The 25,900-nt window shown below is 62.6% G+C and carries 23 protein-coding genes and 3 tRNA genes; 18 read left to right on the top strand and 8 right to left on the bottom strand.

Annotated elements, in window-relative coordinates; all coding sequences use genetic code 11:
• The first annotated feature begins 1 nt into the window (after position 1).
• The 6 genes from ABH922_RS06225 to gdhA all read left to right on the top strand — a co-directional run bounded on the left by ABH922_RS06225 (position 2) and on the right by gdhA (position 6,856).
• Positions 2–160, top strand: coding sequence for a hypothetical protein (locus tag ABH922_RS06225; RefSeq protein WP_424806088.1), 159 nt, complete (start codon positions 2–4; stop codon positions 158–160).
• Between the two features lie 288 nt (positions 161–448).
• The gene (locus ABH922_RS06220; RefSeq protein WP_424806087.1) at positions 449–2,626 is read left to right on the top strand and encodes a glutamine synthetase III; all 2,178 of its coding nucleotides are present in this window, start codon (positions 449–451) and stop codon (positions 2,624–2,626) included.
• A gap of 31 nt (positions 2,627–2,657) precedes the next feature.
• Complete coding sequence (locus ABH922_RS06215) at positions 2,658–2,864, top strand: hypothetical protein (protein WP_424806086.1); 207 nt, start codon at positions 2,658–2,660, stop codon at positions 2,862–2,864.
• A 60-nt stretch (positions 2,865–2,924) separates the two neighbouring features.
• On the top strand, positions 2,925–3,170 hold the full coding sequence (locus tag ABH922_RS06210; RefSeq protein WP_424806085.1) for a hypothetical protein: 246 nt from the start codon (positions 2,925–2,927) through the stop codon (positions 3,168–3,170).
• A gap of 855 nt (positions 3,171–4,025) precedes the next feature.
• Positions 4,026–4,523 (top strand): hypothetical protein, encoded by a 498-nt coding sequence (locus ABH922_RS06205; RefSeq protein WP_424806084.1) that lies wholly within the window; start codon positions 4,026–4,028, stop codon positions 4,521–4,523.
• A gap of 989 nt (positions 4,524–5,512) precedes the next feature.
• A complete protein-coding gene (gene gdhA / locus ABH922_RS06200) occupies positions 5,513–6,856 on the top strand; it encodes an NADP-specific glutamate dehydrogenase (RefSeq protein WP_424806083.1) in 1,344 nt (447 codons plus the stop codon).
• A gap of 68 nt (positions 6,857–6,924) precedes the next feature.
• Here the strand turns inward: gdhA and ABH922_RS06195 are convergent, their stop codons facing one another.
• From ABH922_RS06195 to ABH922_RS06185, 3 genes are read right to left on the bottom strand one after another with little or no spacing between them, the layout of a single operon-like run.
• Positions 6,925–7,188 (bottom strand): hypothetical protein, encoded by a 264-nt coding sequence (locus tag ABH922_RS06195; RefSeq protein WP_424806082.1) that lies wholly within the window; start codon positions 7,186–7,188, stop codon positions 6,925–6,927.
• 16 nt (positions 7,189–7,204) lie between these two features.
• On the bottom strand, positions 7,205–8,377 hold the full coding sequence (locus ABH922_RS06190; RefSeq protein WP_424806081.1) for a fatty acid desaturase family protein: 1,173 nt from the start codon (positions 8,375–8,377) through the stop codon (positions 7,205–7,207).
• Between the two features lie 36 nt (positions 8,378–8,413).
• A complete protein-coding gene (locus ABH922_RS06185) occupies positions 8,414–9,532 on the bottom strand; it encodes a ferredoxin reductase (protein ID WP_424806080.1) in 1,119 nt (372 codons plus the stop codon).
• Positions 9,533–9,684: 152 nt separating this feature from the next.
• On the opposite strand from ABH922_RS06185, the gene ABH922_RS06180 reads away from it, so the two are divergent.
• From ABH922_RS06180 to ABH922_RS06170, 3 genes are all read left to right on the top strand, one after another.
• On the top strand, positions 9,685–10,350 hold the full coding sequence (locus tag ABH922_RS06180; protein ID WP_424806079.1) for a TetR family transcriptional regulator: 666 nt from the start codon (positions 9,685–9,687) through the stop codon (positions 10,348–10,350).
• A 35-nt stretch (positions 10,351–10,385) separates the two neighbouring features.
• On the top strand, positions 10,386–11,225 hold the full coding sequence (locus ABH922_RS06175) for an alpha/beta fold hydrolase (protein WP_424806078.1): 840 nt from the start codon (positions 10,386–10,388) through the stop codon (positions 11,223–11,225).
• Positions 11,226–11,310: 85 nt separating this feature from the next.
• Positions 11,311–12,156, top strand: coding sequence for an acyl-CoA thioesterase (locus tag ABH922_RS06170; protein WP_424806077.1), 846 nt, complete (start codon positions 11,311–11,313; stop codon positions 12,154–12,156).
• A gap of 30 nt (positions 12,157–12,186) precedes the next feature.
• On the opposite strand, the gene ABH922_RS06165 is transcribed toward ABH922_RS06170, so the two are convergent.
• Positions 12,187–13,545, bottom strand: coding sequence for an MFS transporter (locus tag ABH922_RS06165; protein ID WP_424806076.1), 1,359 nt, complete (start codon positions 13,543–13,545; stop codon positions 12,187–12,189).
• A 109-nt stretch (positions 13,546–13,654) separates the two neighbouring features.
• Between ABH922_RS06165 and ABH922_RS06160 the strand changes: the two genes are divergently transcribed.
• From ABH922_RS06160 to ABH922_RS06145, 4 genes are all read left to right on the top strand, one after another.
• Positions 13,655–14,236 (top strand): PadR family transcriptional regulator, encoded by a 582-nt coding sequence (locus ABH922_RS06160; RefSeq protein WP_424806075.1) that lies wholly within the window; start codon positions 13,655–13,657, stop codon positions 14,234–14,236.
• A complete protein-coding gene (locus ABH922_RS06155) occupies positions 14,233–16,263 on the top strand; it encodes an FAD-dependent oxidoreductase (protein WP_424806074.1) in 2,031 nt (676 codons plus the stop codon). Before ABH922_RS06160 ends, ABH922_RS06155 begins: the two co-directional genes overlap by 4 nt.
• Before the next feature lie 19 nt (positions 16,264–16,282).
• Positions 16,283–17,086 (top strand): mycolate reductase, encoded by an 804-nt coding sequence (cmrA, locus tag ABH922_RS06150; RefSeq protein WP_424806073.1) that lies wholly within the window; start codon positions 16,283–16,285, stop codon positions 17,084–17,086.
• Positions 17,087–17,765: 679 nt separating this feature from the next.
• Complete coding sequence (locus tag ABH922_RS06145; protein WP_424806072.1) at positions 17,766–18,893, top strand: beta-propeller fold lactonase family protein; 1,128 nt, start codon at positions 17,766–17,768, stop codon at positions 18,891–18,893.
• Positions 18,894–18,996: 103 nt separating this feature from the next.
• Here the strand turns inward: ABH922_RS06145 and ABH922_RS06140 are convergent, their stop codons facing one another.
• Complete coding sequence (locus ABH922_RS06140) at positions 18,997–20,742, bottom strand: helicase HerA-like domain-containing protein (RefSeq protein WP_424806071.1); 1,746 nt, start codon at positions 20,740–20,742, stop codon at positions 18,997–18,999.
• Between the two features lie 122 nt (positions 20,743–20,864).
• On the opposite strand from ABH922_RS06140, the gene orn reads away from it, so the two are divergent.
• Both orn and ABH922_RS06130 read left to right on the top strand, forming a co-directional pair.
• Positions 20,865–21,464: an oligoribonuclease gene (gene orn / locus ABH922_RS06135; RefSeq protein WP_424806070.1), complete on the top strand. Its 600-nt coding sequence runs from the start codon at positions 20,865–20,867 to the stop codon at positions 21,462–21,464.
• A gap of 84 nt (positions 21,465–21,548) precedes the next feature.
• A tRNA-His gene (locus ABH922_RS06130) sits at positions 21,549–21,621 on the top strand.
• A gap of 176 nt (positions 21,622–21,797) precedes the next feature.
• On the opposite strand, the gene ABH922_RS06125 is transcribed toward ABH922_RS06130, so the two are convergent.
• Entirely contained in the window at positions 21,798–23,030 is a 1,233-nt protein-coding gene (locus tag ABH922_RS06125; protein WP_424806069.1) for a L,D-transpeptidase, read from the bottom strand.
• Between the two features lie 311 nt (positions 23,031–23,341).
• On the opposite strand from ABH922_RS06125, the gene ABH922_RS06120 reads away from it, so the two are divergent.
• Both ABH922_RS06120 and ABH922_RS06115 read left to right on the top strand, forming a co-directional pair.
• A tRNA-Lys gene (locus ABH922_RS06120) sits at positions 23,342–23,414 on the top strand.
• 146 nt (positions 23,415–23,560) lie between these two features.
• Positions 23,561–23,633 (top strand) — tRNA-Lys (locus ABH922_RS06115).
• 58 nt (positions 23,634–23,691) lie between these two features.
• Here the strand turns inward: ABH922_RS06115 and ABH922_RS06110 are convergent.
• Complete coding sequence (locus tag ABH922_RS06110; RefSeq protein WP_424806068.1) at positions 23,692–23,913, bottom strand: DUF3618 domain-containing protein; 222 nt, start codon at positions 23,911–23,913, stop codon at positions 23,692–23,694.
• Between the two features lie 129 nt (positions 23,914–24,042).
• On the opposite strand from ABH922_RS06110, the gene bcp reads away from it, so the two are divergent.
• Positions 24,043–24,516, top strand: coding sequence for a thioredoxin-dependent thiol peroxidase (gene bcp / locus ABH922_RS06105; RefSeq protein ID WP_424806067.1), 474 nt, complete (start codon positions 24,043–24,045; stop codon positions 24,514–24,516).
• A 4-nt stretch (positions 24,517–24,520) separates the two neighbouring features.
• On the opposite strand, the gene ABH922_RS06100 is transcribed toward bcp, so the two are convergent.
• The gene (locus tag ABH922_RS06100) at positions 24,521–25,873 is read right to left on the bottom strand and encodes a dipeptidase (protein WP_424806066.1); all 1,353 of its coding nucleotides are present in this window, start codon (positions 25,871–25,873) and stop codon (positions 24,521–24,523) included.
• Positions 25,874–25,900: the final 27 nt, after the last annotated feature.

The following is a 25,900-nucleotide window of genomic DNA, read 5'->3' as shown; positions in this document are numbered from 1 at the left end:
CATGACGAATGCACTTCCCGGCGCCCTGGCATCGGCTGCACGGTTCGCCGGAGTTCTGGCTCTCGCAGTAGTGGTTGTCTCCGTCGTCGAAAGACTGACCGGCGCACATCAGACCACCACCGGACCGGCATCGTTGACAGGGCCGAATCAGCAACTCTGACCTCGGTCACTCGGTCGTCGTATCGCTGTCGCCGGTGCGTCAATTGGCCACCGGCGCATCAAGACCCCTTGTTGATCTCGATCATCGGCTCACGGTAGCGGTCGAGAAACCTCGGTCGATCACCATCTCGATCGTGCCTGCCACCAGAATCTTGTTCAACGCGACTGCGAAAAATTGCGCGCAGGCGCAATGCCTTCGAAACATCGTCGATACGAGAGCTTCGTAGGGTGTGCGCCATCGGGCTCGCAATCAGGTGTGTAGCCCCGAGCCAGGGCGAGGGGTAAGCACATGAGTGGGAATGCAGTTCGCGTGCAGGCGATCAAGGACGTCGAGGCCTACACACCTCCGACCGTCAGCTTCACCACCGACGAGGCACCCGGCGAGGTGTTCGGGGCGAACGTCTTCAACAAGGTGGTCATGCAGAAGCGACTGCCGAAAATGATCTACAAATCGGTGATCGCCACGGTTGAGCAGGGCAAGCCACTCGACCCCATGGTGGCGGACGCCGTTGCGTCGGCGATGAAGGACTGGGCGTTGGAGAAGGGCGCCACCCACTACGCGCATGTCTTCTATCCCTTGACCGGCCTTACCGCGGAGAAGCACGACAGTTTCCTCGAGCCGGTCGCAGACGGATCGGCGCTCGCCGAATTCGCCGGCAAGACGCTGATCCAAGGGGAACCGGACGCATCCAGCTTCCCCAACGGGGGTTTGCGCAACACCTTCGAGGCCCGCGGTTACACGGGATGGGATGTCACCAGCCCGGCCTACGTCCTCGAGAACCCCAACGGCAACACGCTGTGCATCCCGACAGTGTTCGTCTCGATGACCGGCGAAGCTCTCGACCACAAAACTCCTCTCCTCCGCTCGCAGCAGGCAATGGGAACACACGCCGAACGTATTCTGAAGTTGTTCGGACACAACGATCCTGGACACATCGTCTCGTTCTGCGGCCCAGAGCAGGAGTACTTTTTGGTGGACCGTCATTTCTTCGTCGCGCGGCCGGATCTGCTCAACGCCGGCAGAACTCTCTTCGGTGCGAAGCCGCCCAAGGGACAGGAATTCGACGACCACTACTTCGGCGCCATCCCCGAGCGGGTGCTCGGGTTCATGATGGACACCGAACGTGAACTCTTCAAACTCGGCATACCTGCGAAGACTCGCCACAACGAGGTTGCTCCCGGACAATTCGAGATCGCCCCGATGTTCGAGCGCGGCAACATCGCCGCCGACCATCAGCAGTTGCTCATGACGACGTTCAAGACCGTCGCCAAGAAGCACGGCATGGAATGCCTGTTCCACGAGAAGCCGTTCGAGGGCGTGAACGGCTCCGGTAAGCACGTCAACTTCTCGCTGGGCAACGCCGAGTTGGGCAGCCTCCTCGTGCCAGGGGACAATCCGCACGACAATGCCCAGTTCCTGGTTTTCTGTGCAGCGGTCATCCGTGCCGTCCACAAGTACGCGGGACTGCTTCGGGCGTCCGTCGCATCGGCCACCAACGACCATCGCCTCGGCGCCAACGAAGCCCCACCTGCGATCATCTCGATATTCCTCGGCGACCAACTGGCCGACGTGTTCGAGCAGATCGCCAAGGGCGCGGCGACGTCGTCGAAGGACAAAGGCACCATGATGATCGGCGCCGACACCTTACCGATACTCCCGACCGATCCTGGCGATCGCAACCGAACCAGCCCATTTGCCTTCACCGGCAACAGGTTCGAGTTCCGCGCCCCCGGATCGATGCAGACCGTCAACGGTCCGATGGTCACCATCAACACCATCATGGCCGAGGCCCTCGACTACATGGCCACCGCACTCGAGGCTGCAGTCGCAGGGGGCGAGGACTTCGACACGGCAGTACAGAACCTGCTGACCGAGATCATCACCAACCACGGTGCGGTCGTCTTCAACGGAGACGGCTACTCGGAAAACTGGCAGATCGAAGCCGAGTCCCGCGGGCTTCCGAACCTTCGCACCACCTTGGATGCACTCCCGGAACTGATCACCGATTCTGCCATGGAACTCTTCGAGAAGTACAAGGTGTTCAACCACCGCGAAATGCACAGCCGCTACGAAGTCGGACTCGAGCAGTACGCGCTGAGCATCGGGGTGGAGGCTCGCCTGACCGCGGAGATCGGCACCACGTCGATACTTCCGGCCGCCGTGCGCCACCAGACGGAGGTGGCTCAGAACGTCGTGGCATTGAAATCCGCCGGCATGAAACCGGACATGGCTCCACTGGAAGAGGTCTCACAGCCCATCAATGCGCTGCGTGCCGCGCTGCTCACCTTACGAACGGCAATCGAAGCCGACGCCGGTGAGACGCCTTTCGATCAAGCCAACCACGCCCGGAACTCACTACTGCCCGCCATGGCCGAGGTGCGGGCGACGGCAGATCTACTCGAAACCATTGTGGCCGATGATCACTGGCCACTTCCTACCTATCAGGAAATGCTCTTCATCCTCTGACCGCCATCGAGCGGGCCGACGATCATCGGGGATGATCGCCGGTCTGCTCGGCAAACCTGGCCGTGAACCCGCCGAGCCACGGCGCGAACGCCGACGACTCAGATATTTCCTGGCAGTCGCGGAAGAACCGATCGACCACGTCGTCGTTGCCGTCTGGACGCGCCGTCCGGCGGCAGTGCAACCATCGTTGAGCCTGTCGGACCTCGCCGCACGTCCCTCGCGATTGATTCCGGCATAACAGAACCCCGCGTCCTCGGCGCTGGTGTCGAAAGCGTGCAGCGACGCGGGTGTCGAGCCGGTGGCCGGACCTGCTTACCGTGATCTTCAGAGCAACGTGCTCGAGCTCGATTCGGGTGCACCGGCATGGACGGCGATCCACGAAGGATCGGCACGCGCGTTCAGCACCGAGCGGGTCACGTTCCGACGCGTCACAGATCGTGGACTACAAGTACAGACGTGGTTGGCGGTACGTCGACGTACGGCACTCGTCGATGCCGTCCTCGATATCTGCGCGTCGCTGTCGAGCGCTGATCAGTATTGGTGAATTCACCATTGCCGTATTTCTTCTGGCTTCACGCCGACTTTCTTCTGGCTTCACGCCGACCTGTCGGATCGACTCGAACGCTCGCTCGACGAAGATCGGAGATCGAACATGTTGTCCGTCGTCGACACCCCGAATACCGAAGATCCGACCAGCCGTCAGGAGGTCGACGCCCCCCGACCCGAACCCGACGAAGCACTCGTCCGCGTTCATGCATTCTCGGTGAATCGTGGTGAACTGTCGCTCTTGGCGAGGCGCGACGACGGGTGGCGTCCGGGCCAGGACCTCAGGGTAGTGGTCGTCCGGCCCGACACCGATGGACCGAGCGGATATCGAATCTCCACTCGTCGAATTTCGAGCAGACACCCGCAATCTTTTCCACAACCGAGATGGTTACCGTTTCAGTAACTGGTACATAGCAAGAGAATCCGTCCCGGCAAGTTAATTCCATTCTTTTACATCGGCACCAAGACAGGACTTTCAGTCGATATCCAATCAATCAGATAATGCGGACTAAACGTAGTAGTTATGAGATAAATCAGCCTGAATACCCGATTCGGGACTGATCGTCTTTACTCGACACCTCGCCGAGTCCAGCCCGACCGCACCCCGCACCACCAGGAAAATAAGGACCAATTCGCCCATCGTGACACATCTTTCGCGGTTCAGGTAACAATGTGGAGACGGTGGCACGCCGATTCACCGGGGTTCGTTCTCCGACCTAAGTAAAGGCGCTACATTGAGCACCGGAGATCCGAAAGTCGCATTGTCGTTCCCGATCATTTCGCGGGACTCATCCATCTGCGCACAAGGAACTCCGCCTGCATACAGGAAATCGGAAAGTGAATTGGGGGAAAAATGTCACACGTATCTGACGGGTGGAAATCAGTTCTCGAAACGGTTCGACGCGACCGGAACGCGAACGGATTGACACTCGTTGCCGCCTGGTGGTGGAGTCGCGGCGACGATCTCGGCAACCTGGAACTCGGACGAATCCTCGAACGAGCCGGGGTACGTATCGACATGTCGGACGCAGCGTCGGTCGACTGGGCGGTACGGGCAGTCGCCACCGAACCCGAATCATTCGACGAACTAGCCGATTGGTGCGAATTGATCGCCCACCGGTGGCAGGGAAGCAGTACCTCGGATCCGCATACGTGGCTGTCGCGGACCACATCGCGGCTGATCGAACGAATGTCGTCGCCGTCCTTCATCTCCCGCGATCTGGAGGACGCGCTCCAGCAGGTCGTGTTGATCGACGACGCACTGCGCGCCGCAGCGGCCGTACGCCGACGCACCGCCTTCGATGCAGCGCACCGGTCGGTGACTCCCCCGTCACACAGCACGTCCTTCTGAACCCGACCACACCGCACACCGGAACTACCGCACTGAACTACCGAACAGAAGGGCCACGGCGGATGCCGGCCTGACATTGGACGAGCGCTCGACGGGATACGGTCCGGTCGAGCGCTCGTCGAACGAGGGAGCCCACTGCGGTTCGCCACTGTGCAACTACGCGTTCCTCACCGAATGCCTCGACTCGCCCAACGTGATTCGGATCACCAATCCCCTCCCACCGAACGACCCGTCTACTCCACGAAAAGGAGAGACCGTGTCCGCGATCACGAATGTTGCTGCGCGTACTCGGATGGAGTTTGCCGAGCGGACGGCCCCCGTCGCAGCACACCCTTGCAACCGAACGCGCAGACTCGAACCACCGCACCCGCCGGCATCGCCGACACCGACTGAACACGCGTCCAGGATCGAGCGCTCGCAACGGCGAACTACATTCGCCAGGAAGCCGTTCCGGCTGTCGGCCGCGAAGCCGTTCAGGCTGTCAGCACGGCGGTGAACTCCACGGACACCCCCAGTACAGGACACGCGCCGGCGGACGCTTCTCTCGAGGACCGGTCGGTGCGGTGCCGGTAGTCGGCACCGGAATGACTGTTGCGCCAGATAATTTGACGGTAGAGACCCCGAGGCACAATCGCTCCGAGGTACCGACAGAACTCGCGCCGACCCTGAAACATGCGAGTGACGGGCCACAGGGCAACGGGCCAGACCGACGTCACTGCCGATACGGCGGCATTTCGTGCACACAGACTCCTTGTCATCTACCGCCACGTGCGTTTACGGTGGATTGCAGCGAGCCGATTCACATCCGAGCGGCGAACCATGCGTACGAGGACCGTGCGGTGCGAACCGCCTTAAACCGGCCAGACGGTCCTGAAGAGACAAATGTGTCCGATTTCACCATCGTCGCACGGTTGTCATTTATTACAAGATTGCCGACTAAGATGTGTCCGAAATGTAAAAGAGTTCTCACAATGTCAGGTAGGTGAGCGGTGTCCGTACGTGACCGCGTAGCGCAGATTTACGATCAGGTGATAGTTCGCAATGCAGGTGAACCCGAATTCCACCAGGCGGCCGCCGAGGTATTCGAATCCCTGCACGTCGTGCTGGAACGCCATCCACGCTACGCCGACGCCGGTCTGATCGAGCGGCTGTGCGAGCCGGAACGCCAGATCATCTTCCGGGTGCCGTGGACCGACGACCAGGGCAACGTTCACGTCAACCGTGGCTTCCGCGTGCAGTACAACAGCGCACTCGGACCGTACAAGGGCGGCCTGCGTTTTCACCCCAGTGTCAACCTGGGCATTGTGAAATTCCTCGGTTTCGAGCAGATTTTCAAGAACTCTCTCACGGGTCTGCCCATCGGCGGCGGCAAGGGCGGCTCGGACTTCGATCCCAAGGGCCGGTCCGACGCCGAGGTCATGCGTTTCTGTCAATCTTTCATGACGGAACTTCAGCGCCATATCGGTGAGTACACCGACGTTCCCGCCGGCGACATCGGCGTTGGTGGTCGCGAGATCGGCTATCTCTTCGGCCAGTACAAGCGACTGACCAACACCTACGAGTCGGGCGTTCTCACCGGCAAGGGCATCACCTGGGGTGGTTCGCAGGTACGCACCGAGGCAACCGGTTACGGCGTCGCGTACTTCGTCGCGGAGATGCTCAAGGCAAAGGGCACCGACCTCGAGGGCAAGAATGTGGTGATCTCCGGATCCGGCAACGTCGCGATCTACGCCATCCAGAAGATCCACCAGCTCGGCGGCGTCGCCATCGCCTGTTCGGACTCCTCGGGATACATCGTGGACAAGAAGGGCATCGACCTCGATCTCCTCAAGGACATCAAGGAAGTTCGTCGCGGTCGGATCAGCGAGTACGCCGATGCGGTTCCGCATGCGGAGTTCATCGAAGGTGGTTCGATCTGGGACGTGCCGTGCGATGTCGCACTCCCCTGCGCCACGCAGAACGAGCTCGACGAGAACGCCGCAAAGACCTTGATCGCCAATGGTGTTCAGGCCGTTGCCGAGGGTGCGAACATGCCCACCACTCCCGGCGGCATCCAGCTCTTCCGTGATGCGGACGTCGCGTTCGCTCCGGGCAAGGCAGCCAACGCCGGTGGCGTCGCCACCTCGGCTCTCGAAATGCAGCAGAACGCCTCGCGTGATTCCTGGAGCTTCGAGTACACCGACGAGCGCCTGGCAGGCATCATGCGCGGCATCCACAAGCGCACCATCAATACCGCTGCCGAGTACGGCAAGCCCGGCGACTACGTGCACGGCGCGAACATCGCCGGCTTCGTCAAGGTTGCCGACGCCATGATCTCACTGGGCGTCATCTGAGAATAGCTGTCCAACGACACTGGGTGCCTTCGCAATTCGCGGAGGCACCCAGTGTCGTTGCAGGCAGGTCAGCTCTCGGTCGGGGTATCTGTATCACCACTGCGAGCAGTCTCGGTTTCACCGCTGCTAGCTCTCGCCTCGGCCCGATCGTCGGCCGCGGCGCGTTGCGCTGCTTCTCGCATTTCGATGCCGTCGGACACCCAGTCCCCGATCTCGCGGGTTACATCACGAACCGCGCCGGCGATGATCTTCGCAATGGTTCCGACGTGATCGGCGGCCGATTCGGTCAGTTCTTGGACCGTGTCCTTACCGCGCTCGAATTTTCCGACCATCAGTGTGTGCCCTCCCTCAGGCTGCGGTTCGTCGACGCTCGATCACGACACCTGGCGGAGTCTGTGTCCTGACCAGTCCGGGCGGCAGTGCGAGCTTGAAGATCTTGCCCCATACCGATCCGATCTGCTTGAAGAATCCGCCGGTGTTGTACGGCAAACCGTACTTCACGCACAACGCCTGGACCTGTGGAGCGAGTTCCGGGTATCGGTGAGCAGGCAAATCCGGAAAGAGGTGATGTTCGATCTGGTGTGACAGATTGCCGGACATGACGTGAAAGAGCGGGCTCCCCTCGATGTTCGCACTACCCAGCATCTGCCGGACGTACCATTGACCGCGCGTCTCCTCCGCCGTCTCGTCCTCGGTGAAGCTCTGGACCCCGGTGGGGAAATGTCCACAGAAGATGATCGAGTACGTCCACACGTTCCGCACCAGGTTGGCGGTGACGTTTCCGGCCAGCGTGGTCGCCAGTAGTGGGCCGCTGAGCACCGGGAAGACGACGTAGTCCTTGAGGACCTGCTTGCCTGCCTTGTTCCACCACCCTTTCAGTAGCGGCTTCACCTCATGCCACTTGCGTTTGCCCTGGATGACGTTCTCGATCTCGAGGTCGTGCATCATCACTCCCCACTCGAAGAGGATCATCAGCGTCAATGCCCACACCGGGTTACCCAGGTAGTAGGGGTTCCACTTCTGGGCCTCGTCGATCCGCAGAATTCCATATCCGATGTCGCGGTCTTTGCCGAGGATGTTGGTGTACGTGTGGTGCATGTAGTTGTGGGAGTGGCGCCACTGATCCGCCGGACAGACGGTATCCCACTCGAACTCTTCGGAATTGAGGCCCGCCTCCCGCATCCAGTCGTACTGACCGTGCATGACGTTGTGACCGATCTCCATGTTGTCCAGGATCTTCGACATACTCAGGGCTCCCACCGCGGCGAGCCACACCGGCGGTAGGAAGCCCAGGTACATCAGTGCGCGCCCGGCTACTTCCAATCCCCGTTGTGTCTTGACAACTCGGTAGATGTAGTCGCGATCGTCGGCACCGAGCGAGGCGACGGTGCGCTCACGCAGTGCGTCCAGTTCGCGGCCGATCTCCTCGACCTGCTCATAGGTGAGCACGGTCGGTGCGGATTGGTCGGCACGGGCGTTGTTGCCGATGAACGGGAGCGTGGGAAGTGAAAGTCCAAACATGTCGGTCTCCGAACGGTTGCGGGACGAGCAGTGATTTCAGATGTCGACGGCGACGTCGCCGACGGGGGCACTGACACAGAGCTGGATCTTCTTGTCGGGTTCGTCGTCGGTATCGCCGGCGCGGATGTTGCGGGTGCGCCCAGACGCCTTGACGGAGGTACAGGAGAAACAGATACCAATGCGGCACCCGTATTCGGGGTTCAGACCGGCGGCTTCGGCTTGTTCCAGCAAAGTGGCACCGGAATTTTCCGCTTCAACTCCGGTTTTGGTGAACGAGACCGTACCGCCGGCTTTACCGGGTTCGGCAACTACCGGTGCGAATTCTTCGGCATTGAGGAGGCTCTCGATACCGGCATCCCGGAACACCTCTCGCACTCCGCGCATCAGTCCGGGCGGCCCGCACACGTAAGCCTGGGCGTCATTCGCCACCGGATCCGTGATCCAGGAGGCTACCGAGTCCAGGTGTTCCCGATCGAAGAATCCTTCGAGTTCACCACCTCCGGTTTCGGTGTACACGCGTACCAATTTCACGTTGGGATGTCGCTGGGCGATCTCGGTCAGTTCCCGGCGATACGCCACATCTGCGTCGCGGTTGGCGTAGTGCAGAAATACGATATCGCCGTGATGTCTCTCGTCGACGAGCGTCCGAAGCATGGACATGACCGGTGTGATGCCACTACCGCCGCTGATCAAGAGCAGTCGAGAGGGTCGATCGGCGGGGAGGACGAACACCCCGTCCGCTTGCGACAGGTTGACGATCAGACCTGGCGCCGCCGAGGTGTTGAGGTAGTGCGACACCAGGCCGCCGGGGTGTTCCTTCACTGTCAACTCGATCAATTCGTGTGCATCCGCCGCACTGCCCGCAGGCGAATAACAGCGGGTGTGCCGGACTCCGTCGATCACCACACCGAGCTGGACGAACTGTCCCGCCGCGAACCCCTGCCACTGACGCGTCGGGCGCAGCGTGAGCGTGACGGAATCGGAAGTCGGGTGCTGCACGCTGACCACCTGTGCGCGAATGTCACGCACGGTGGCCATGGGGTTGATCAACTCCAGGTAGCGGTCGACGTGATGAGGGGTGACCATCGTCTCCAGCAATCCCATGACGGACAGCCTGCGCCTGACTCGAGATTCCGGGCCAGATGTGATCGACATTGTTCTCCCCCTATCAGTCCATGCCGGGAGCCGTTCCCAGCGTGCCAAATTTCAGTGTACAAATGTTCACTGAATATGGCGTGAACGGTGGACACAGACACATGTCGACGTGACTGTGATGCCGGCCATACCCGCCGCAGAAAGGGCACCGGGTGCCGCTACCTAGACTCGTCCTCGTGAGCAAGGCCGTGCCGGACGAACCGGAAAGCAGAGCAGTCAGGAAGGAACGCACCCGAACAGCGCTCCTGGACACTGCCATGAACCTGCTGGCCGATCGCGGATTCTCCGGCATAAGCCTGCGTGAAGTGAGCCGAGAAGCCGGTATCGTTCCGACCGCGTTCTACCGGCATTTCGCGTCGATGGAAGAGCTCGGCGTCGCCCTGGTCGAGGACAGCATGAGAATGCTGCGTCGGATGCTTCGCGATACCCGACGTAACTCCGTCACCGACAAAGCGTCCGCGTCACTGGAAATCCTTGTACGCCAAGTACATACACACGGCCCTCAATTTCGATTCCTGTGCCGAGAACGCTACGGCGGTGTCCCCGAGATACGTCGGGCCATCGCAACGGAAGTGCGGCTGTTCTGCAGCGAGTTGGCGGTCGATCTGTCACGGATCGCGGGATTCGAAAACTGGACGTCGGAGGATCTGGAGATGGCCGCCGAGCTGATCGTCGGCGCCATGTTCACCACTGTCGTCGAATTGCTCGACGCAGGCAGCATCGCCAACCCGCCCGAATCGGAAGTAATTGCTCGCGCGCACAAGCAGTTGCGCCTGGTCGTTCTCGGCATGCGAACCTGGAACCCATCTCGAAACTGACCTCGGGTTCACATCAGGCCGGTACGGTGAAGGCCATGACTTCCGCGACATCGATCGACATCACCGTCGGCAGCTTCACCTTCGATGCCCTCGTTTCAGGACCGGCTGACGGCACCCCGCTGCTCGCACTGCACGGATTTCCCGAAAGTGCATCGTCATGGAGTCTGGTCATGCCGTTTCTGACCGATGCCGGGTATCGAGTTATCGCACCGAATCAGCGAGGCTACGCAGCGGGCGCACGTCCCGAGGGAGTCGATGCGTACCGCGTCGAACACCTGGTCGGCGACGTCGTCGGCATCCTGGACGCTCTCGACATCGACTCGGCCCACCTGGTGGGACACGACTGGGGATCGGCGGTCGCCTGGCAGGTTGCCGGTAGTCACCCCGATCGTGTCCGCACACTGACTGCCGTCTCGGTTCCTCACCCCGCCGCTTTCGGCTGGGCGTTGCGAGAGGACGACGACCAGAAGAAGCGCTCCTCGTACATCGGACTGCTGCGCCAGGAAGGTAAAGCCGAATCACTCCTGTCCGAGGACAAGTTCCGCCGGCTGCGCACGATGTTCGACGGCCGGATCGACCCGGACATCGCCGACGAACACATCCGAGTACTCAGCGGCGACGGCGCATTGACCGGCGCACTGAACTGGTATCGCGCCATGACCCGGGATTTCGGAGACATCGCGGCGACCACTGTGCCGACCACGTATGTGTGGAGCACCGGTGATGCAGCGCTCGGTCGAGCAGGCGCAGAACGCTGTGGCGAGTACGTCGACGCGCCGTACACCTTCGTCGTCCTCGACGGCGTCAGCCATTGGATTCCGCAAGAGCGCCCCGAAGATCTGGCGCAGGCGATCATCGAGCGCGCCCGCTCCTGATCACGATCGCACCGTTCACCACCACATAGTCGGCTCCGGGTATGTTGCGGCAAACCGAATTCATTCCAGCGTCAGGAGCCCAGCCGTGACCGATTCCCCACTCCATCCCTTCGACGCGGCAATAGAGTTGGAGTCGAAGACTCCCCTCGGTGAACGCGGCGACGGCGCGGCCACCGAGCTGTCGACCGGCCGCACCACTCCCGCCTACAACAACATGGTCGGGCCGTTCGGTGGGGTGACTGCCGCCACGCTGCTCGGCTCGGTGCTGCGGCATCCGGATCGGCTGGGCGATCCGGTGTCGTTGACCGTCAACTTCGCCGGCCCGGTCGCCGAAGGGGCATTCGAGATCGCCACTCGACCGGTACGCACCAATCGCGCGACGCAGCACTGGTCCGTCGAGCTCTCGCAGGACGGGGCCGTCGCCACCACTGCGACGGCGGTGTTCGGAACCAGACGGCCTACGTGGTCGTCCACCGAGATCACCATGCCCGAGGTTCCGCCGGCGGAAGCGATTGCACCACTGGATTTTCCCGACTTCATCGCGTGGGCACAGAAGTACGAGATGCGCTTCGCGCAGGGCGCGATACCCGGGATCGATGCCGGCGAACACTCCGATTCGACGACGACGCTGTGGGTGCGCGACCGTCCCGCTCGCGCTCTCGACTACTCGTCATTGACCGCCCTGTGTGACGTGTTCTATCCCCGAGTCTTCCTTCGGCGCGGCAAAGCTGTTCCCGCCGGCACCGTGTCGATGACGACCTACTTCCACACCGACGCACAGGCGTTGACCGCCCAGGCCGACAACGCCGTTCTGGGAACTGCTCGCGCACAACGGTTCGGCAACGGCTACTTCGATCAGTCGGCCGAGGTGTGGGGCAGCAACGGTGAGCTGCTGGCCACCACACATCAGCTCGTGTACTTCAAGGATTGAGTATCTCGATCACCACACCCCGAGCCGGATTCAGCTCCTGGTGACGGCCCGGTCGCCCTCGGGAGCTCTCACCAGAGACAACGCGGCCAAGCCGATACCGAGAACGACCAGAAGTCCGATGATGCCGGCGCGGTCGGCACCGAACAGCCAGGCGAACAGACCGAAGAGGGTAGGCGCGAGGAACGACACCGAGCGTCCGGTGGTCGCGTAGAGGCCGAACATCTGCCCCTCGCGGCCGGGCGGAGTGATACGAGCGAGAAACGTTCGTGCCGACGACTGCGCAGGCCCGACGAACAGGCAGAGAGCCAGGCCGAAGATCCAGAACATCAACGGTCCCGACACTGCCATCAAGATGGCTCCCACCACGATCATCGACACGAGTGAGACGGTGATGACGCGCTTTGGGCCGACGCGGTCGTCGAAGCGCCCGGCCACCAGAGCACCGATTGCCGAGATGACGTTGGCTGCGACACCGAACAACAAGACGTCCGCGGCACTGATGCCGTAGACGTTGACCGCCAGAACGGCGCCGAAGGTGAACACACCGGCAAGACCGTCCCGAAAGAGCGCACTGGCGATCAGATACCAGATGGTGCGTCGGTCGACGTTCCACATCTCCCGTAGATCGCGCCACAACACTCGATACGACTCGACGAAGCCGGCTTTGCCTGATCCGGGGTCGACATCCGGGGTCGACAACTCCGGGACTTTCAGGAACACCGGAATGGCGAAAACTGCGAACCAGACGGCGGCCAACACGGCCACCATGCGGATATTCATCCCACCGTCAGTGCTCAGACCCAAGAATCCACGACTGTCACCGTCGCCGACGATGAATCCGAAGTAGCAGAGCAACAACAAGACAATTCCGCCGAAATATCCCATGGCCCAACCGAAACCGGAGACGCGCCCCAGGTTCTCGGGAGTGGAGACCTGACGCATCATGGCGTTGTACGGAACTTCCGCCAACTCGAAGATCACCGACCCGATCGCCAACAGCACCAGACCGAGCCACAGGTACCGATAGTCGTCCTCGACGAAATAGAGACCCGCCATCGACACGACCGTCAATCCGGTCAGGGCGGCCAACGACAGCTTGCGACGGCCTCGCGCGTCGAAGCGCTGCCCACTGACCGGCGCGAGCACGGCGATGAACAGACCGGCGATGCCGAGCGCCCAACTGAGCCACGTCGTTGCCGAAATCGTGCCGGGGAGGTCGTCCCCCACGGCATCGGTGAGGTAGACGGAGAAGACGAAGGTGAGGATCACCGCATTGAATGCGGCCGATCCCCAGTCCCACAATCCCCAGGCGAAGACCTGACTTCTGGTAGCTGCATCACCAACGCCTGCTCGTGCTTCAGGCTGCGCATTCATCGACTCCGAGGCCATGCTCGGGAGCTTATGTCAGCTTCGTGATCACGTGATGCGTGCGTGCATGAACATCAAGGTAAGTGTTAACTTAGTTGCATAGGAACCTAGTTGCATAGATACTTGGCTGATGGCTCTCGAACACGCGCTGCTCGTCTCGCTGGCCGAACACGATGCGTCGGGATACGACCTCACCCGCCGCTTCGACAAGTCGATCGGCTTCTTCCACAGCGCCACACATCAGCAGATCTACCGCGTTCTCAAACGCATGGACGAAGCCGGCTGGGTCGACGGCAAGGCAATCGCGCAGGACGGGCGCCCGGACAAGAAGGTGTACCGCGTCAGCGAGGCCGGTCATGCCGAGCTGACGCGATGGATCGCCGAACCGTCCGAGCCGAACCACCTACGCAACGAATTGGCGATCAAGATTCGGGCCGCCGCCCACGCCGACCTTCCCGCGCTACGACGCGAGGTCACCCGCCACCGCGACGGGCATGCTGCCCGGCTCGACGTATACCGGCTCATCGAAAAACGCGACTTTCCCGATCCGGCAGCACTTTCCGGTTCATCACTGCATCAGTATCTCGTTCTACGTGGCGGCATTCGCGTCGAGGAGGGGTTCACCGACTGGTGCCAGGAAGTTCTGGATGCATTACCTGCCGGTACACCACCGCAGAGCGAACACTCCCCGGAAGGACATTCCCAACCATGACCGGTGCTCAGTTTCCCCGCCTGTTCGAGCCCCTCGATCTCGGTTTCACGACGCTGCGCAATCGCGTGATCATGGGTTCGATCCACACCGGTCTCGAAGACCGAGCCAAGGACGTCGACCGCCTGGCCGCCTATTTCGCCGAACGCGCGCGCGGCGGCGTCGGTTTGATCGTGACCGGCGGCTACGCCCCCAACCGCACCGGTTGGCTGCTTCCGTTCGGGGCGAAACTGACCAATCGCATCGAGGCCCGCCGTCACCGTCGAATCACGAAGGCCGTCCACGACGAGGGCGGTAAGATCGCCCTGCAGATCCTGCACGCGGGCCGTTACAGCTACCAGCCACTCAGTGTGTCCGCGTCGTCGATCAAAGCTCCCATCAATCCGTTCCGTCCGCGCAAGCTGACCGGCCGGGGTGTGCGATGGCAGATCCGCAATTTCGACCGCTGCGCCAGGCTCGCCAAATCAGCCGGGTACGACGGCGTCGAAATCATGGGCGGTGAAGGCTACTTCATCAACCAGTTCCTCTGCGAACGCACCAACAAGCGCACCGACCAATGGGGCGGCAGCTCCGAGAACCGCCGACGCATCGCGGTCGAGATCGTGCGGCGCACACGCCAGGCCGTCGGCCCGCACTTCATCGTCATGTTCCGATTGTCCATGGCAGACCTCGTCGAAGGCGGACAAACCTGGGACGAGATCGTTTCCCTCGCAAAAGAAGTCGAAGCTGCCGGCGCTACGATCATCAACACCGACATCGGCTGGCACGAATCACGAGTGCCCACTATCGTCACGTCGGTGCCGCGAGCCGCGTTCGTCGATATCACCGCCAAACTCGAAAAGCACGTCACCATCCCGGTTGTCGCCTCCAATCGGATCAACATGCCCGAAACCGCCGAGGAAATCCTCACCCGCGGTGATGCTCAGTTGATTTCGATGGCGCGCCCGATGCTCGCCGATCCCGAGTGGGTGAACAAGGCGGGTCGGGGCGCGTCCGAGGAGATCAACACCTGCATCGCCTGCAACCAGGCGTGCCTCGACCACGCCTTCGTGCACAAGCAGGTCTCCTGCCTGCTCAACCCACGCGCGGGCCGCGAGACCACCTTGATCCTCTCCCCCACCCGACGGACCAAGAACCTCGCCGTCGTCGGTGCCGGTCCCGCCGGATTGTCCGCGGCACTCAATCTCGCACAGCGTGGTCATTCGGTGACGTTGTTCGAGGCTTCGGACAAGATCGGCGGACAGTTCGGCATAGCCCAACTCATTCCGGGTAAGGAAGAGTTCGCCGAAACCATTCGCTACTACACACGCATGCTGGCCGTGGCCGAGGTGACGGTCAAGCTCGAAACCCGGGTCACACCGGCGGATCTCATCGGTTCGTTCGACGAAGTCGTGGTCGCCACCGGAGTGACGCCGCGGGTACCGAGAATCCCCGGCATCGAGAACCCGAAGGTGCTGACCTACGCCGAGGTGGTCCGAGACGGCAAGCCGGTCGGTAAGTCCGTCGCCGTCGTCGGTGCCGGCGGGATCGGGGTCGACGTCAGCGAATTCCTCACCCACCCCACTTCCCCCACGCTGCATCTGAAGGAATGGAAGCAGGAATGGGGCGTCACCGAACCGGAGATGGCGCCGGGAGCACTCACCACACCGATACCGGAACCCTCCGAACGCGAGGTCTACCTCCTGCAGCGCAAGCCAGGGCGCATCGGCGCCGGGCTGGCGAAGACCACCGGATGGGTGCACCGAGCGGCCTTGAAGAACAAGGGCGTCCACGAGTTGTCCGGCGTGAACTACGAGCGGATCGACGACGAGGGTCTGCACATCACGTTCGGTGAAAAGCACCAGAAGCCGCGCCTCCTCGAAGTGGACACCATCGTGATCTGTGCCGGGCAGGAATCGGTCCGTGATCTGGTCGACGAACTGACCGTCGCCGGCGTCGTCACCCACATCATCGGCGGCGCCGACGTGGCCGGCGAACTCGACGCGAAACGCGCCATCGAACAGGGCACACGACTGGCGGCGACGATCTGACCGGCTACGCTGACTGGTCGTGAGCCTGCCGACACCCACCACCACAGCCCGCGCCGTCGTGACCGGCGCCTCGTCCGGTATCGGAGAGGCGCTGGCCGCCGATCTGGCCTCCCGTGGACACTCCTTGATCCTCGTAGCCCGCCGCGGCGACGTCATGGAAGTTCTCGCCGACAAGCTTCGCGCCGCCCACGGCGTCGAGGTGGAGGTTCGGGCGTCAGACCTCTCCGACAGCACGGCTCGAGCCGTGCTCGTCGAAGAGTTGAGCGGCCGCGAGATCAGCGTTCTCTGCAACAACGCCGGTATAGCCACCTTCGGGCCGGTATCCGAACTCGACCCGGGCTACGAGCGTGCACAGGTCGAACTCAACGCCGTCGCCGTCCACGACCTCACGCTCGCAGTCCTACCGGGCATGCTGGCCCGCCGATCCGGCGGGATCTTGATGGTCGGGTCCGCGGCAGGCAACATGCCCATCCCGAACAACGCCACCTACGCCGCCACCAAGGCGTTCGTGAACACCTTCGCGGAGTCGTTGCGCGGGGAACTCAAAGGGAGCGGCGTCAACGTCACACTCCTCGCGCCCGGGCCGGTTCGAACCGAAATCCCCGATCCCGCCGAGGCGTCGATCGTGGACAAATTGGTACCGGACTTCTTCTGGATCTCGAGCGAGTACACCGCGAAGGTATCCCTCGACGGACTTGCATCCAACAAGATGCGCGTCGTACCCGGCATCTTGAGCAAAGCGATGTCCGTCGCAGGTGGGTACAGCCCGCGCGCCGTCGTCGCACCGATCGTCGGCACCTTCTACAAGAAACTCGGCGGCTGAGTCAGACGTCGATGCGCCCCTGCCGGAGGTATCCGTCGGGGGCGCCTCACCCTCTCGCCACGACCAATCCGGTCCAACCGTCTCCCCACCCCGAGATCGTCCCCGAACCGGGCGGTGCGGCTGCCGGCGCGCCCTACCGCAGTCACTACGCCTACCCGATCAGCGGCACAAGAACGGTCGCCTCCGTCGACGCCGACACGAATGAGAATCCACGAGCAACATTGCTCGGCAGTCACTTACGACACTCGAACCGCCAATCGATATTCCAGCGCGCTGTTCCGAGCGGTATCGGTGGTCGGTCGCCGTCGTGAATCCGGGGACGAAATTGCCGCCGGAACCGTACTTTCCGCAGCTCTACCCGAAGGCTATCGACGTAGACGCCCGGCACCGGAGCCTGTCGTCACATCGTGGCATCGAACTGCGAGAACGCCCTCTCGTATGCCCACGCCGGGATGTGCAGGATAGTTGCGCACCGGTCACGCAACCTCGTCGCCAATACTCGCAGTCTCCAATATCTGCCCACTAGGCTCACGATGTTCGGCTCTACGTCTACTTTTCCGAACATTTGCCATTGATTTGCAAAAAATAGGTAAATGTCCGTTATGTTCTTCTTGGTGGTTGCCTTCAGCGACCGCTGCGCACCCTGCGGGGTACCGACTGCATGGAAGGGCATCAACTCGTGACTGTTCTCGATCGACTACATCCGCCCCGGCGCCGACCCCGATCCGTCGCGGTGGTCGGCACTGTTGCCCTCACTCTCGCACTCACCCTCGGCGTCACGAGCGGTGTCTCGGCCGCGGACCCCGTCACGGTCGCCACCATCGACGTCGGCGGCAGTCCGTACGCGGTCGCGATCACACCCGACGGCAACCGCGCCTACGTCACCAATTACGAGAGTAATTCGGTGTCGGTGATCGACACGACCGCCAATCCCCCGGCCGTCGTCGGCGCACCCATCGACGTCGGCACGAATCCTGGCGGGATAGCGATCGCACCCGACGGGCGCCGCGCCTACGTCGCCAACAACGGTGACAATTCGGTGTCGGTCCTCGACACGACCGCCAATCCACCAGTCGCCGTCGGCGCACCCATCACCGTCGGCTCGGGCCCCATCGGGATAGCGATCAGCCCTGACGGGGGCCGCGTCTACGTCACCAACAGCACCAGCAATTCGGTGTCGGTGATCGACACGACCGCCAATCCCCCGGTCGTCGTCGGCGCACCCATCACCGTCGGCTCGGGCCCCAGCGCGATAGCGATCGCACCCGACGGTGGCCGCGTCTACGTCACCAATTCCAATGTCGGTTCGGTATCGGTCATCGACACCAGCGCAACACCCCCCGCTGCCGTCGGCGCACCCATCACCGTCGGCTCGGGCCCCAGCGGGATAGCGATCGCACCTGACGGGGGCCGTGCCTACGTCACCAGCCAGACCGAAGCTGCGGTGTCGGTCATCGACCTCAGCGCAACACCCCCCGCTGTCATCGGCGCACCGGTCGACGTCGGCGCGATTGCCATCGGGGTAACCTTCGCGCCCGACGGTAATCGTCTCTACGTCACCGGGTTCGACGCCGGTTCGATTTCGGTCTTCGACACCACCGTCACCCCGCCGGTCGCCGTCGGCGCACCCATCGGCGTCGGCGCACTGCCGACCGGAATAGCGATCACGTCCGACGGCAACCGCGCCTACGTGACCAACTTAGGCGACGGTACCGTGACGGTCATCTCGTTCGCCGCTGCAACCCCACCGTCGGGCGGGTCGAGCGGGTCGTCGACCGGGTCCATCGGCTCGATTTTCGGTTCCTGACACGACAAGAATTCACCTACGCCGACTGTGGCCGCTCACCCGCTCCCGGGTGGGCGGCCACAGTAGCTCCGAGGATCTCAAACAACTTGTTCCAGAGGTATTCTCACCGCTTACGGCGGTTACCTGTCCCGAAGATGCTGCGCGAAATCTCTCGCCCGGCGGACGACGCCGCAGACCGCAGGAAACTCTTCACCGCGGAGTTTCCGAGAATCTGCTCGGCCAGGCTCGGGCCCTGGGGCGGAAGTGGCGGTAACGACGAAAGATCCGGCAACGGTGGCAGATCCAACGACTGGACCTCCGTGGGCGCACCGGCGACCTTGGCCGTCAACTTCTCGTACGCCGATTCACGATCGACGGTGTCGACGTACTTCACAGCCAGTGGACTCGACGTAGCTGCGGCCTTGATCGCGTCGTTGCCGATCGTGTCCATCAGTGACCTCGGCGGCCGGATCTTCGTCCAGGCAACCGGAGTCGGTGCCCCCTTCTCCGACAGAACAGTCACTATCGCTTCGCCGGTTCCGAGCGAGGTGAGGGCCTTCTCCAAATCGTAGTGCGCCGTCTTCGGATACGTTCGCACCGTCTTGTTGAGAGCCTTCTGATCATCGGGCGTGAAGGCGCGCAGCGCGTGCTGAACGCGCGCTCCCAACTGGGAGAGAACGGCATTCGGGATATCGGTGGGTAGTTGAGTGCAGAAGAACACACCGACGCCCTTCGATCGGATCAGCTTGACGGTCTGCTCCACCTGCTGCAGGAATGCCTTCGACGCGTCAGTGAAGAGTAGGTGTGCCTCGTCGAAGATGAAGACCAACTTGGGCTTGTCCAGGTCACCTTCTTCGGGCAACGTCTGGAACAGGTCGGCGAGCACCCACATCAAGAAGGTCGAGAACATCGCCGGGCGCGCAGCTTGCGCTCCCAACTCGAAGAGCGTCACGACACCCGCGCCGCCGACGACTCGCAGCAGATCCTCGGTCTCGAGTTCCGGCTCACCGAAGAACGTGTCACCGCCGTCGGCCTCGAGATTGACCAGCGCACGCAAGATGACGCCCGCCGTCGCCGACGACACACCGCCGATGCCCTTCAGGTCGGCTTTGCCTTCGGTGCTGGTGAGGTGCGCGATGACCGAACGTAGATCCTTCAGGTCCAGCAACGCCAAACCCTGGGTGTCAGCCCAGTGGAAGATCAATCCGAGTGTCGATTCTTGGGTTTCGTTGAGACCCAACACCTTGCTGAGCAGGATCGGACCAAAACTGGTGATCGTCGCCCGCACCGGAATTCCGATACCTCCGGTGCCGAGCGAAAGAAATTCGACGGGCATCGACGCCGGAGACCACGAGTTGTCACCGGTCTCGAGTGCGCGAGCCCGTATTTTCTCGTTGTCCGCACCCGCGCGCGACAATCCGGACAGGTCGCCTTTGACGTCAGCCATGACCACCGGCACACCGGCGGCCGACAACTGCTCGGCGATACCTTGCAACGTCTTCGTCTTACCCGTGCCGGTAGCACCGGCGATCAGGCCGTGCCGATTGACCGTCGCCAACGGAATTCGCACCCGCGCATTCGGATCGGCAACTCCGTCGATCACCACCGATCCCAGTTCCAGGGCTCGCCCTTCGGACGCGTACCCGGCCGCGATCTCGGCGGCCGCACCGGTCGCTGCGGCAGGGGCCGAGGACGGATCGGGCGCCGGTGATACATCGGCCTCGGCCTCGGCAGCTTCGCGTTCGGCCGCGTCGGCGGCAGCGGCGGCCTCGGCAGCGAGCCTGGCGGCCTCCGCAGCGGCGGCCTTGGCCACTTTCGCCTTCTCCGCCGGCGTCAGCGTAGGGGCTCCGTCATTCGGATCCACGGTCATTGCAAGGCCCTCCTCGTTGCAGCGCGTCGAAGATCATTCGGCTCACTCGACCACAGTGCGCTCGGCGGCCGAGTTCCACCGCAGAACCTTATCCCGCGCCGGCGCGCACTACTGTGTTCCTGGTGCAGGACAAATTGGTATGGATCGATTGTGAAATGACCGGGCTCCGACTCGGGTCGGACAAACTCATCGAAATTGCGGCTCTCGTCACCGACAGCGACTTGAACATCCTCGGCGAAGGTGTGGACATCGTCATCCACGCCGACGACGACGCACTGGCCACGATGCCGGACGTCGTGAAGAAGATGCACGCCAAGTCGGGACTGACCGAGGAGGTACGCCGGTCCACGGTGACGTTGGCAGAGGCGGAGGCGGAAGTGCTCGCCTACATCCGGCAGCACGTCCCCGTTGCCGGGACCGCACCTCTGGCCGGGAATTCCATCGCAACCGACCGCGGGTTCATCGCTCGCGACATGACGGCGCTGGATACGTATCTGCACTACCGCATGATCGACGTCAGCTCCATCAAGGAGCTTTCCCGCCGCTGGTATCCGAAGATCTACTTCGGTCAGCCCGAGAAGGGTTTGGCACATCGAGCGCTGGCGGACATCAAGGAATCGATACGTGAACTTCGCTACTACCGCGGGACTGCGTTCGTTCCGGCGCCCGGACCGTCCGGCGCCGAGATCGCAGCCGTCGTGGAGGGCTTGGGACCCGCCTGACCAGGCGATTGGATTCCTGACCACGTTTCGCGCTAGTATTTCTCTCGTCAAAGCAGCCGGGTCGAACCGGCCGCCGCGGCAATGGTGGGCGTAGTTCAGTTGGTAGAGCACCAGGTTGTGATCCTGGCTGTCGCGGGTTCGAGTCCCGTCGCTCACCCAAAGGGAACCCCCGTGAATGTCTTCGGACGCTCGCGGGGGTTCTTTTGGTTTTCCTGATCGTCACGAACGCTCTCGTCGAACAAGTGAACGCACCGTCGAATGTCGTCGAACTTCCGAAGGTGCGTTCACTCGAGAATGTCGGCAGGATGATCAGTTCACCGGCCGATCACCGCTTCAGGCGTCGGCGTTGCCCGCCTTCCACACGCTCCACGGGATGTTCCAGTCGCCGAGCCCGTCCGTCCCGGACAGCGTGCCGCCCACTGTGTTCTTCACGACGACGATGTCTCCGCGCTTGGTGTTGTCGTAGACCCACTTCGCGTTGGCCGGGCTCAGGTTCAGGCACCCGTGGCTGGTGTTGGAGTAGCCCTGCTGTCCCACCGACCAGGGCGCCGAATGGAAGAAGATACCGCTGTAGGACATCCGCGTCGCCCAGTCCACCGGAGTCTTGTAGCCGTCGGCAGATGTCACCGGAACCCCGTACGTGGACGAGTCCATCACCATGTTCGCGAAGCGGTCACCGATGATGTAGACGCCGTTGTCGGTGGGCGTGCTGTCCTTGCCCATCGAGGTGGGCATGGTCTTGACCGTCTCACCGTTCACCTGGAACGTGACCTGCTTGGTGTTGTCGTCCGCCACCGCGACGACCGCATCACCGATGGTGAACGACGTGCTCGCGTTCTCCTGCCCGTAAACACCCTTGCCCAGATCGCGTCCGTAGACGTCGACCGACACGTCCACCTTGGTTCTCGGCGCCCAGTACTCCTCGGGCCGCCACCGGACCTCACGATTGTTGACCCAGTAGAAGGCGCCCTCGACAGCCGGCGTCGTCGTGACCGTGATGGCGGCTTCGGCCGCCTTGCGATCGGGGATGTTCTCGTCGAACTGCACCGCGACGGGTTGGCCGATACCGACCACGGCGTCCTCGTTGGGCAGAACGTACGGCTTGGTGACGTTGCCCGGCGCACTGGTGGTGAAGGAGGTCACCGTCGTACTGGCACCGCCGAGTCCGTAGGCCCGGGCCTCGACCGTGTACTTGCGGTTGTACCCGAGCGGTTCGGTGGTGACCCAGGACGCTCCGTCTGCCGCTATGGCTCCGGCGACCGATTTACCGTCCTGGTTGACCATGGTGACGTCGGACAACGTGCCGTCGACGACTTTGATCGCCAGCGGATCCCCCGGCGAGAACCCGACCATGCCGTCCGATGCCGTGGCGGTCAGCTTCGGCTTGATGAGTTCGGTGAGTGGATTGGAATCGATAGGCGCCGACTCGGCACTCGTCGTGTCGGCTCCGGACGTACAGGCGCTCACCAGCGCCAGCACCCCGAGCGACGTGGCGATCATCGCCACCGATTTGGATGCGCGAACGTTTCGTCCACGCACGGACGGACCCCACCACTGACGACTCATTGTTCGACTCCGCTTTCACATATTCGACTTCCGCACGCACCCGATGGCGAGACTCGGTGCAATTACGAGATTCCCGTCACCGCGTACGCTGTCGAGTCAATGATGCCAGGCCGCTGGTTCGCACCTTTCGCCCCAGTGAGCCGAACATCATCCCTCAGGTGTCCATCGGCTCACGCAGCTCGTCGTGTTACATGCCACCCGGTCTCGCCCGCCTGGGGTAGGTTTCTCGAAATCTAGCGCCTACGGTGGCTTCACCTGGCGATTTGCTCGCGTGTCGACGCTTGCGCTAATGTTCTGTCTCGCAAGAGCGAGCGCCTATAGCTCAGTTGGTAGAGCAAGTGACTCTTAATCACTGGGTCCGGGGTTCGAGTCCCTGTGGGCGCACTTGCAGAAGATCCCCACCTTCGTCGTAAGGTGGGGATCTTTTCGTTTGCGTGCACACGGCACGAGTCGCGCGCGCATGTGTCCGCCGTCTCGGCGTTTTGCAATCGAGTGAACTCGTCGGCTAATGTTCTGTCTCGCAAGAGCAAGCGCCTATAGCTCAGTTGGTAGAGCAAGTGACTCTTAATCACTGGGTCCGGGGTTCGAGTCCCTGTGGGCGCACTTGCAACAAGGCCCCCACCTCGTCGAGGTGGGGGCCTTGTTCGTTCATGTGTTGCCGTCAGCGAATGATCTTTCTGACCACCAACAGACCCACAACAGATCCGACGGCAATCAGGGCGTACTTCACAGCCGGTTCGTTGAGCTTGCCCAGAACGGACCGTTTCGTGTTCTCCAACAACCGCTTGGGGTTGGTACGGACAGTCAGTTCGTCGAGTGTGCTCGCGAGTTGGTTGCGAGCCTTCTCGATCTCGCGCTCGATACTCTCGGTGTCCCTGGGCACATGTCCTCCACTTGTCTGTGTGCTGCCGAGTGCGCGGGCATATGGCACCGGCACTTTGTTCTAACCGTAGAGCAGCAGAATGCTCGCGCGGTCACCTGCCGTGCAACTTCTGGACTAACGTCGATACCCGTGACCGAGAACAGCAGACTGTCAGCCGGCGATACCGCGCCGGATTTCACACTTCCCGATGCCGACGGCAACCCGGTTTCGCTGAGCGACTATCGCGGACGCAAAGTCGTCGTTTATTTCTATCCCGCCGCCGGCACCCCCGGCTGCACCAAGCAGGCGTGCGACTTCCGTGACAGCCTGGCCGAACTGAACGGTGCCGGACTCGACGTCGTCGGAATCTCCCCGGACAAGCCGGCCAAGCTCGCCAAGTTCCGGGACACCGAAGAACTGACGTTCCCCCTCCTCTCCGATCCCGAGAAGGACACCCTCACGGCCTGGGGCGCCTTCGGGGAGAAGAAGATGTACGGCAAGACGGTTCAGGGTGTCATCCGCTCCACGTTCCTGGTCGATGCCGACGGCAAGATCGAAGTAGCCCAGTACAACGTGCGCGCCACCGGTCACGTCGCCAAGCTGCGACGCGACCTGTCCGTCTGACCCGTCAGGCCCCGTAGGTACCGAGAAAGAGCGCCTCGGCGACAGCCAGGGCCTCGATCTCGTTCGGATCGACGCTCTCGTCCGGGGCATGGATGCGGCACAGTGGTTCCTCGACGCCGATCAACGCGATCTCCGCGTCGGGGAACTGCTCGGCCAGAGCGCTGCACAGCGGGATCGATCCACCTTGCCCGGCAAATCCCACCTCGGCGCCGTACGCCTGTCCCAGCGCCGACGTCAGCGCCGCGAATCCCGGGCCCGTCGTCGACGCCGAGAACGGTGAACCCGTCGCCTCGGGGACAACCTTCACGCACACACCCCACGGCGCCGCCGCCTCGAGGTGGGCCGTCAACAATTCCTGCGCCCGAATCGGATCGGTTCCCGGTGGAACGCGCAGATTCAGCCGGGCCGATGCCGACGGCGAGATCGCGGCCGCCGATCCCACGACCGGCGGGCAGTCGATACCCACGATCGTCACCGCGGGTCGCGCCCAGACTCTATCGGCCACCGAGCCCGTTCCGATCAACTCGACACCGTCGAGCACACCCGCATCGGCGCGGAATCGTTTCTCGTCGTACTCCACCCCGCCCCAGAACTGCTCGCGGGCAAGTCCGTTCACCGTCGTATTGCCCTCGGTGTCGTGCAGGGTGGCCAGTATGTGGACCAGCGCCGCTACCGCGTCGGGTGCCGGGCCGCCGAACACGCCGGAATGCACCTCCCCGGCCAGGGCTGTCACGTGGACGACGACATTGGCCATACCGCGCAGTGACGTCGTGATAGTCGGCCTGCCCACCTCGGTGTTACCGGTGTCCGCCACGAGAACGACGTCGGCGGCGAACAATTCCGGACGTGCGCGCACGAGGTGCTCGAGTCCACCGGCACCGGTCTCTTCCGAGCCTTCGGCCACAATCGTCACGTTCACCGACGTATCGAGCTCCAGCGCGTCGAGCGCCCGCAAGGCGGTCAGATGCATCACCAGATTGCCCTTGCAGTCTGCGGCTCCGCGCCCGTACCAGCGACCGTCGCGCTCGGTGAGCGTGAAAGGTGGGGAACCCCAGAGCTCTTCGTCGCCGGGAGGCTGGACGTCGTAGTGGCAGTACAGCAGCACTGTCGGCGCACCCTGCGGGCCGGGCCGGCGACCGATCACCGCCGCCGAACCGTCGTCCGTCTCGATTGCCTCGATGTCGGCGAATCCCTCGTCACGGAAAGCGCCGAGAACCCACTGCGCCGCGGCCTCGCATTCTTCGGGCGGGAATGCCCTCTCGTCGGCCACCGATCGCATCGCCACCAGCTCGGCGAGGTCCTGCCTGGCCCGTGGCATGAGGTCGCGGACCGCCCTGCGTAATTTCTCGGTCGTCATCGGCATTCTCCGCTCGTCGCCGGTCGA

It is taken from the genome of Rhodococcus sp. 27YEA15 (assembly GCF_049739425.1).
GTDB lineage: Bacteria > Actinomycetota > Actinomycetes > Mycobacteriales > Mycobacteriaceae > Rhodococcus_F.
The sequence above is the reverse complement of the archived record's forward strand: the minus strand, read 5'-3'. Positions and strand labels throughout refer to the sequence as shown.

Bases quoted from the DNA above. Each gene is read 5' to 3' on its own strand.
- ABH922_RS06205 (WP_424806084.1), top strand. From the start codon at position 4,026: ATGTCACACGTATCTGACGGGTGGAAATCAGTTCTCGAAACGGTTCGA.
- ABH922_RS06100 (WP_424806066.1), bottom strand. From the start codon at position 25,873: ATGACGACCGAGAAATTACGCAGGGCGGTCCGCGACCTCATGCCACGG.
- ABH922_RS06195 (WP_424806082.1), bottom strand. From the start codon at position 7,188: ATGGTCGGAAAATTCGAGCGCGGTAAGGACACGGTCCAAGAACTGACC.
- ABH922_RS06190 (WP_424806081.1), bottom strand. From the start codon at position 8,377: ATGTTTGGACTTTCACTTCCCACGCTCCCGTTCATCGGCAACAACGCC.
- ABH922_RS06140 (WP_424806071.1), bottom strand. From the start codon at position 20,742: ATGACCGTGGATCCGAATGACGGAGCCCCTACGCTGACGCCGGCGGAG.
- ABH922_RS06220 (WP_424806087.1), top strand. From the start codon at position 449: ATGAGTGGGAATGCAGTTCGCGTGCAGGCGATCAAGGACGTCGAGGCC.
- ABH922_RS06160 (WP_424806075.1), top strand. From the start codon at position 13,655: ATGGCTCTCGAACACGCGCTGCTCGTCTCGCTGGCCGAACACGATGCG.
- ABH922_RS06215 (WP_424806086.1), top strand. From the start codon at position 2,658: ATGATCGCCGGTCTGCTCGGCAAACCTGGCCGTGAACCCGCCGAGCCA.
- ABH922_RS06125 (WP_424806069.1), bottom strand. From the start codon at position 23,030: ATGAGTCGTCAGTGGTGGGGTCCGTCCGTGCGTGGACGAAACGTTCGC.
- ABH922_RS06225 (WP_424806088.1), top strand. From the start codon at position 2: ATGACGAATGCACTTCCCGGCGCCCTGGCATCGGCTGCACGGTTCGCC.
- ABH922_RS06175 (WP_424806078.1), top strand. From the start codon at position 10,386: ATGACTTCCGCGACATCGATCGACATCACCGTCGGCAGCTTCACCTTC.
- ABH922_RS06185 (WP_424806080.1), bottom strand. From the start codon at position 9,532: ATGTCGATCACATCTGGCCCGGAATCTCGAGTCAGGCGCAGGCTGTCC.
- ABH922_RS06165 (WP_424806076.1), bottom strand. From the start codon at position 13,545: ATGGCCTCGGAGTCGATGAATGCGCAGCCTGAAGCACGAGCAGGCGTT.
- ABH922_RS06155 (WP_424806074.1), top strand. From the start codon at position 14,233: ATGACCGGTGCTCAGTTTCCCCGCCTGTTCGAGCCCCTCGATCTCGGT.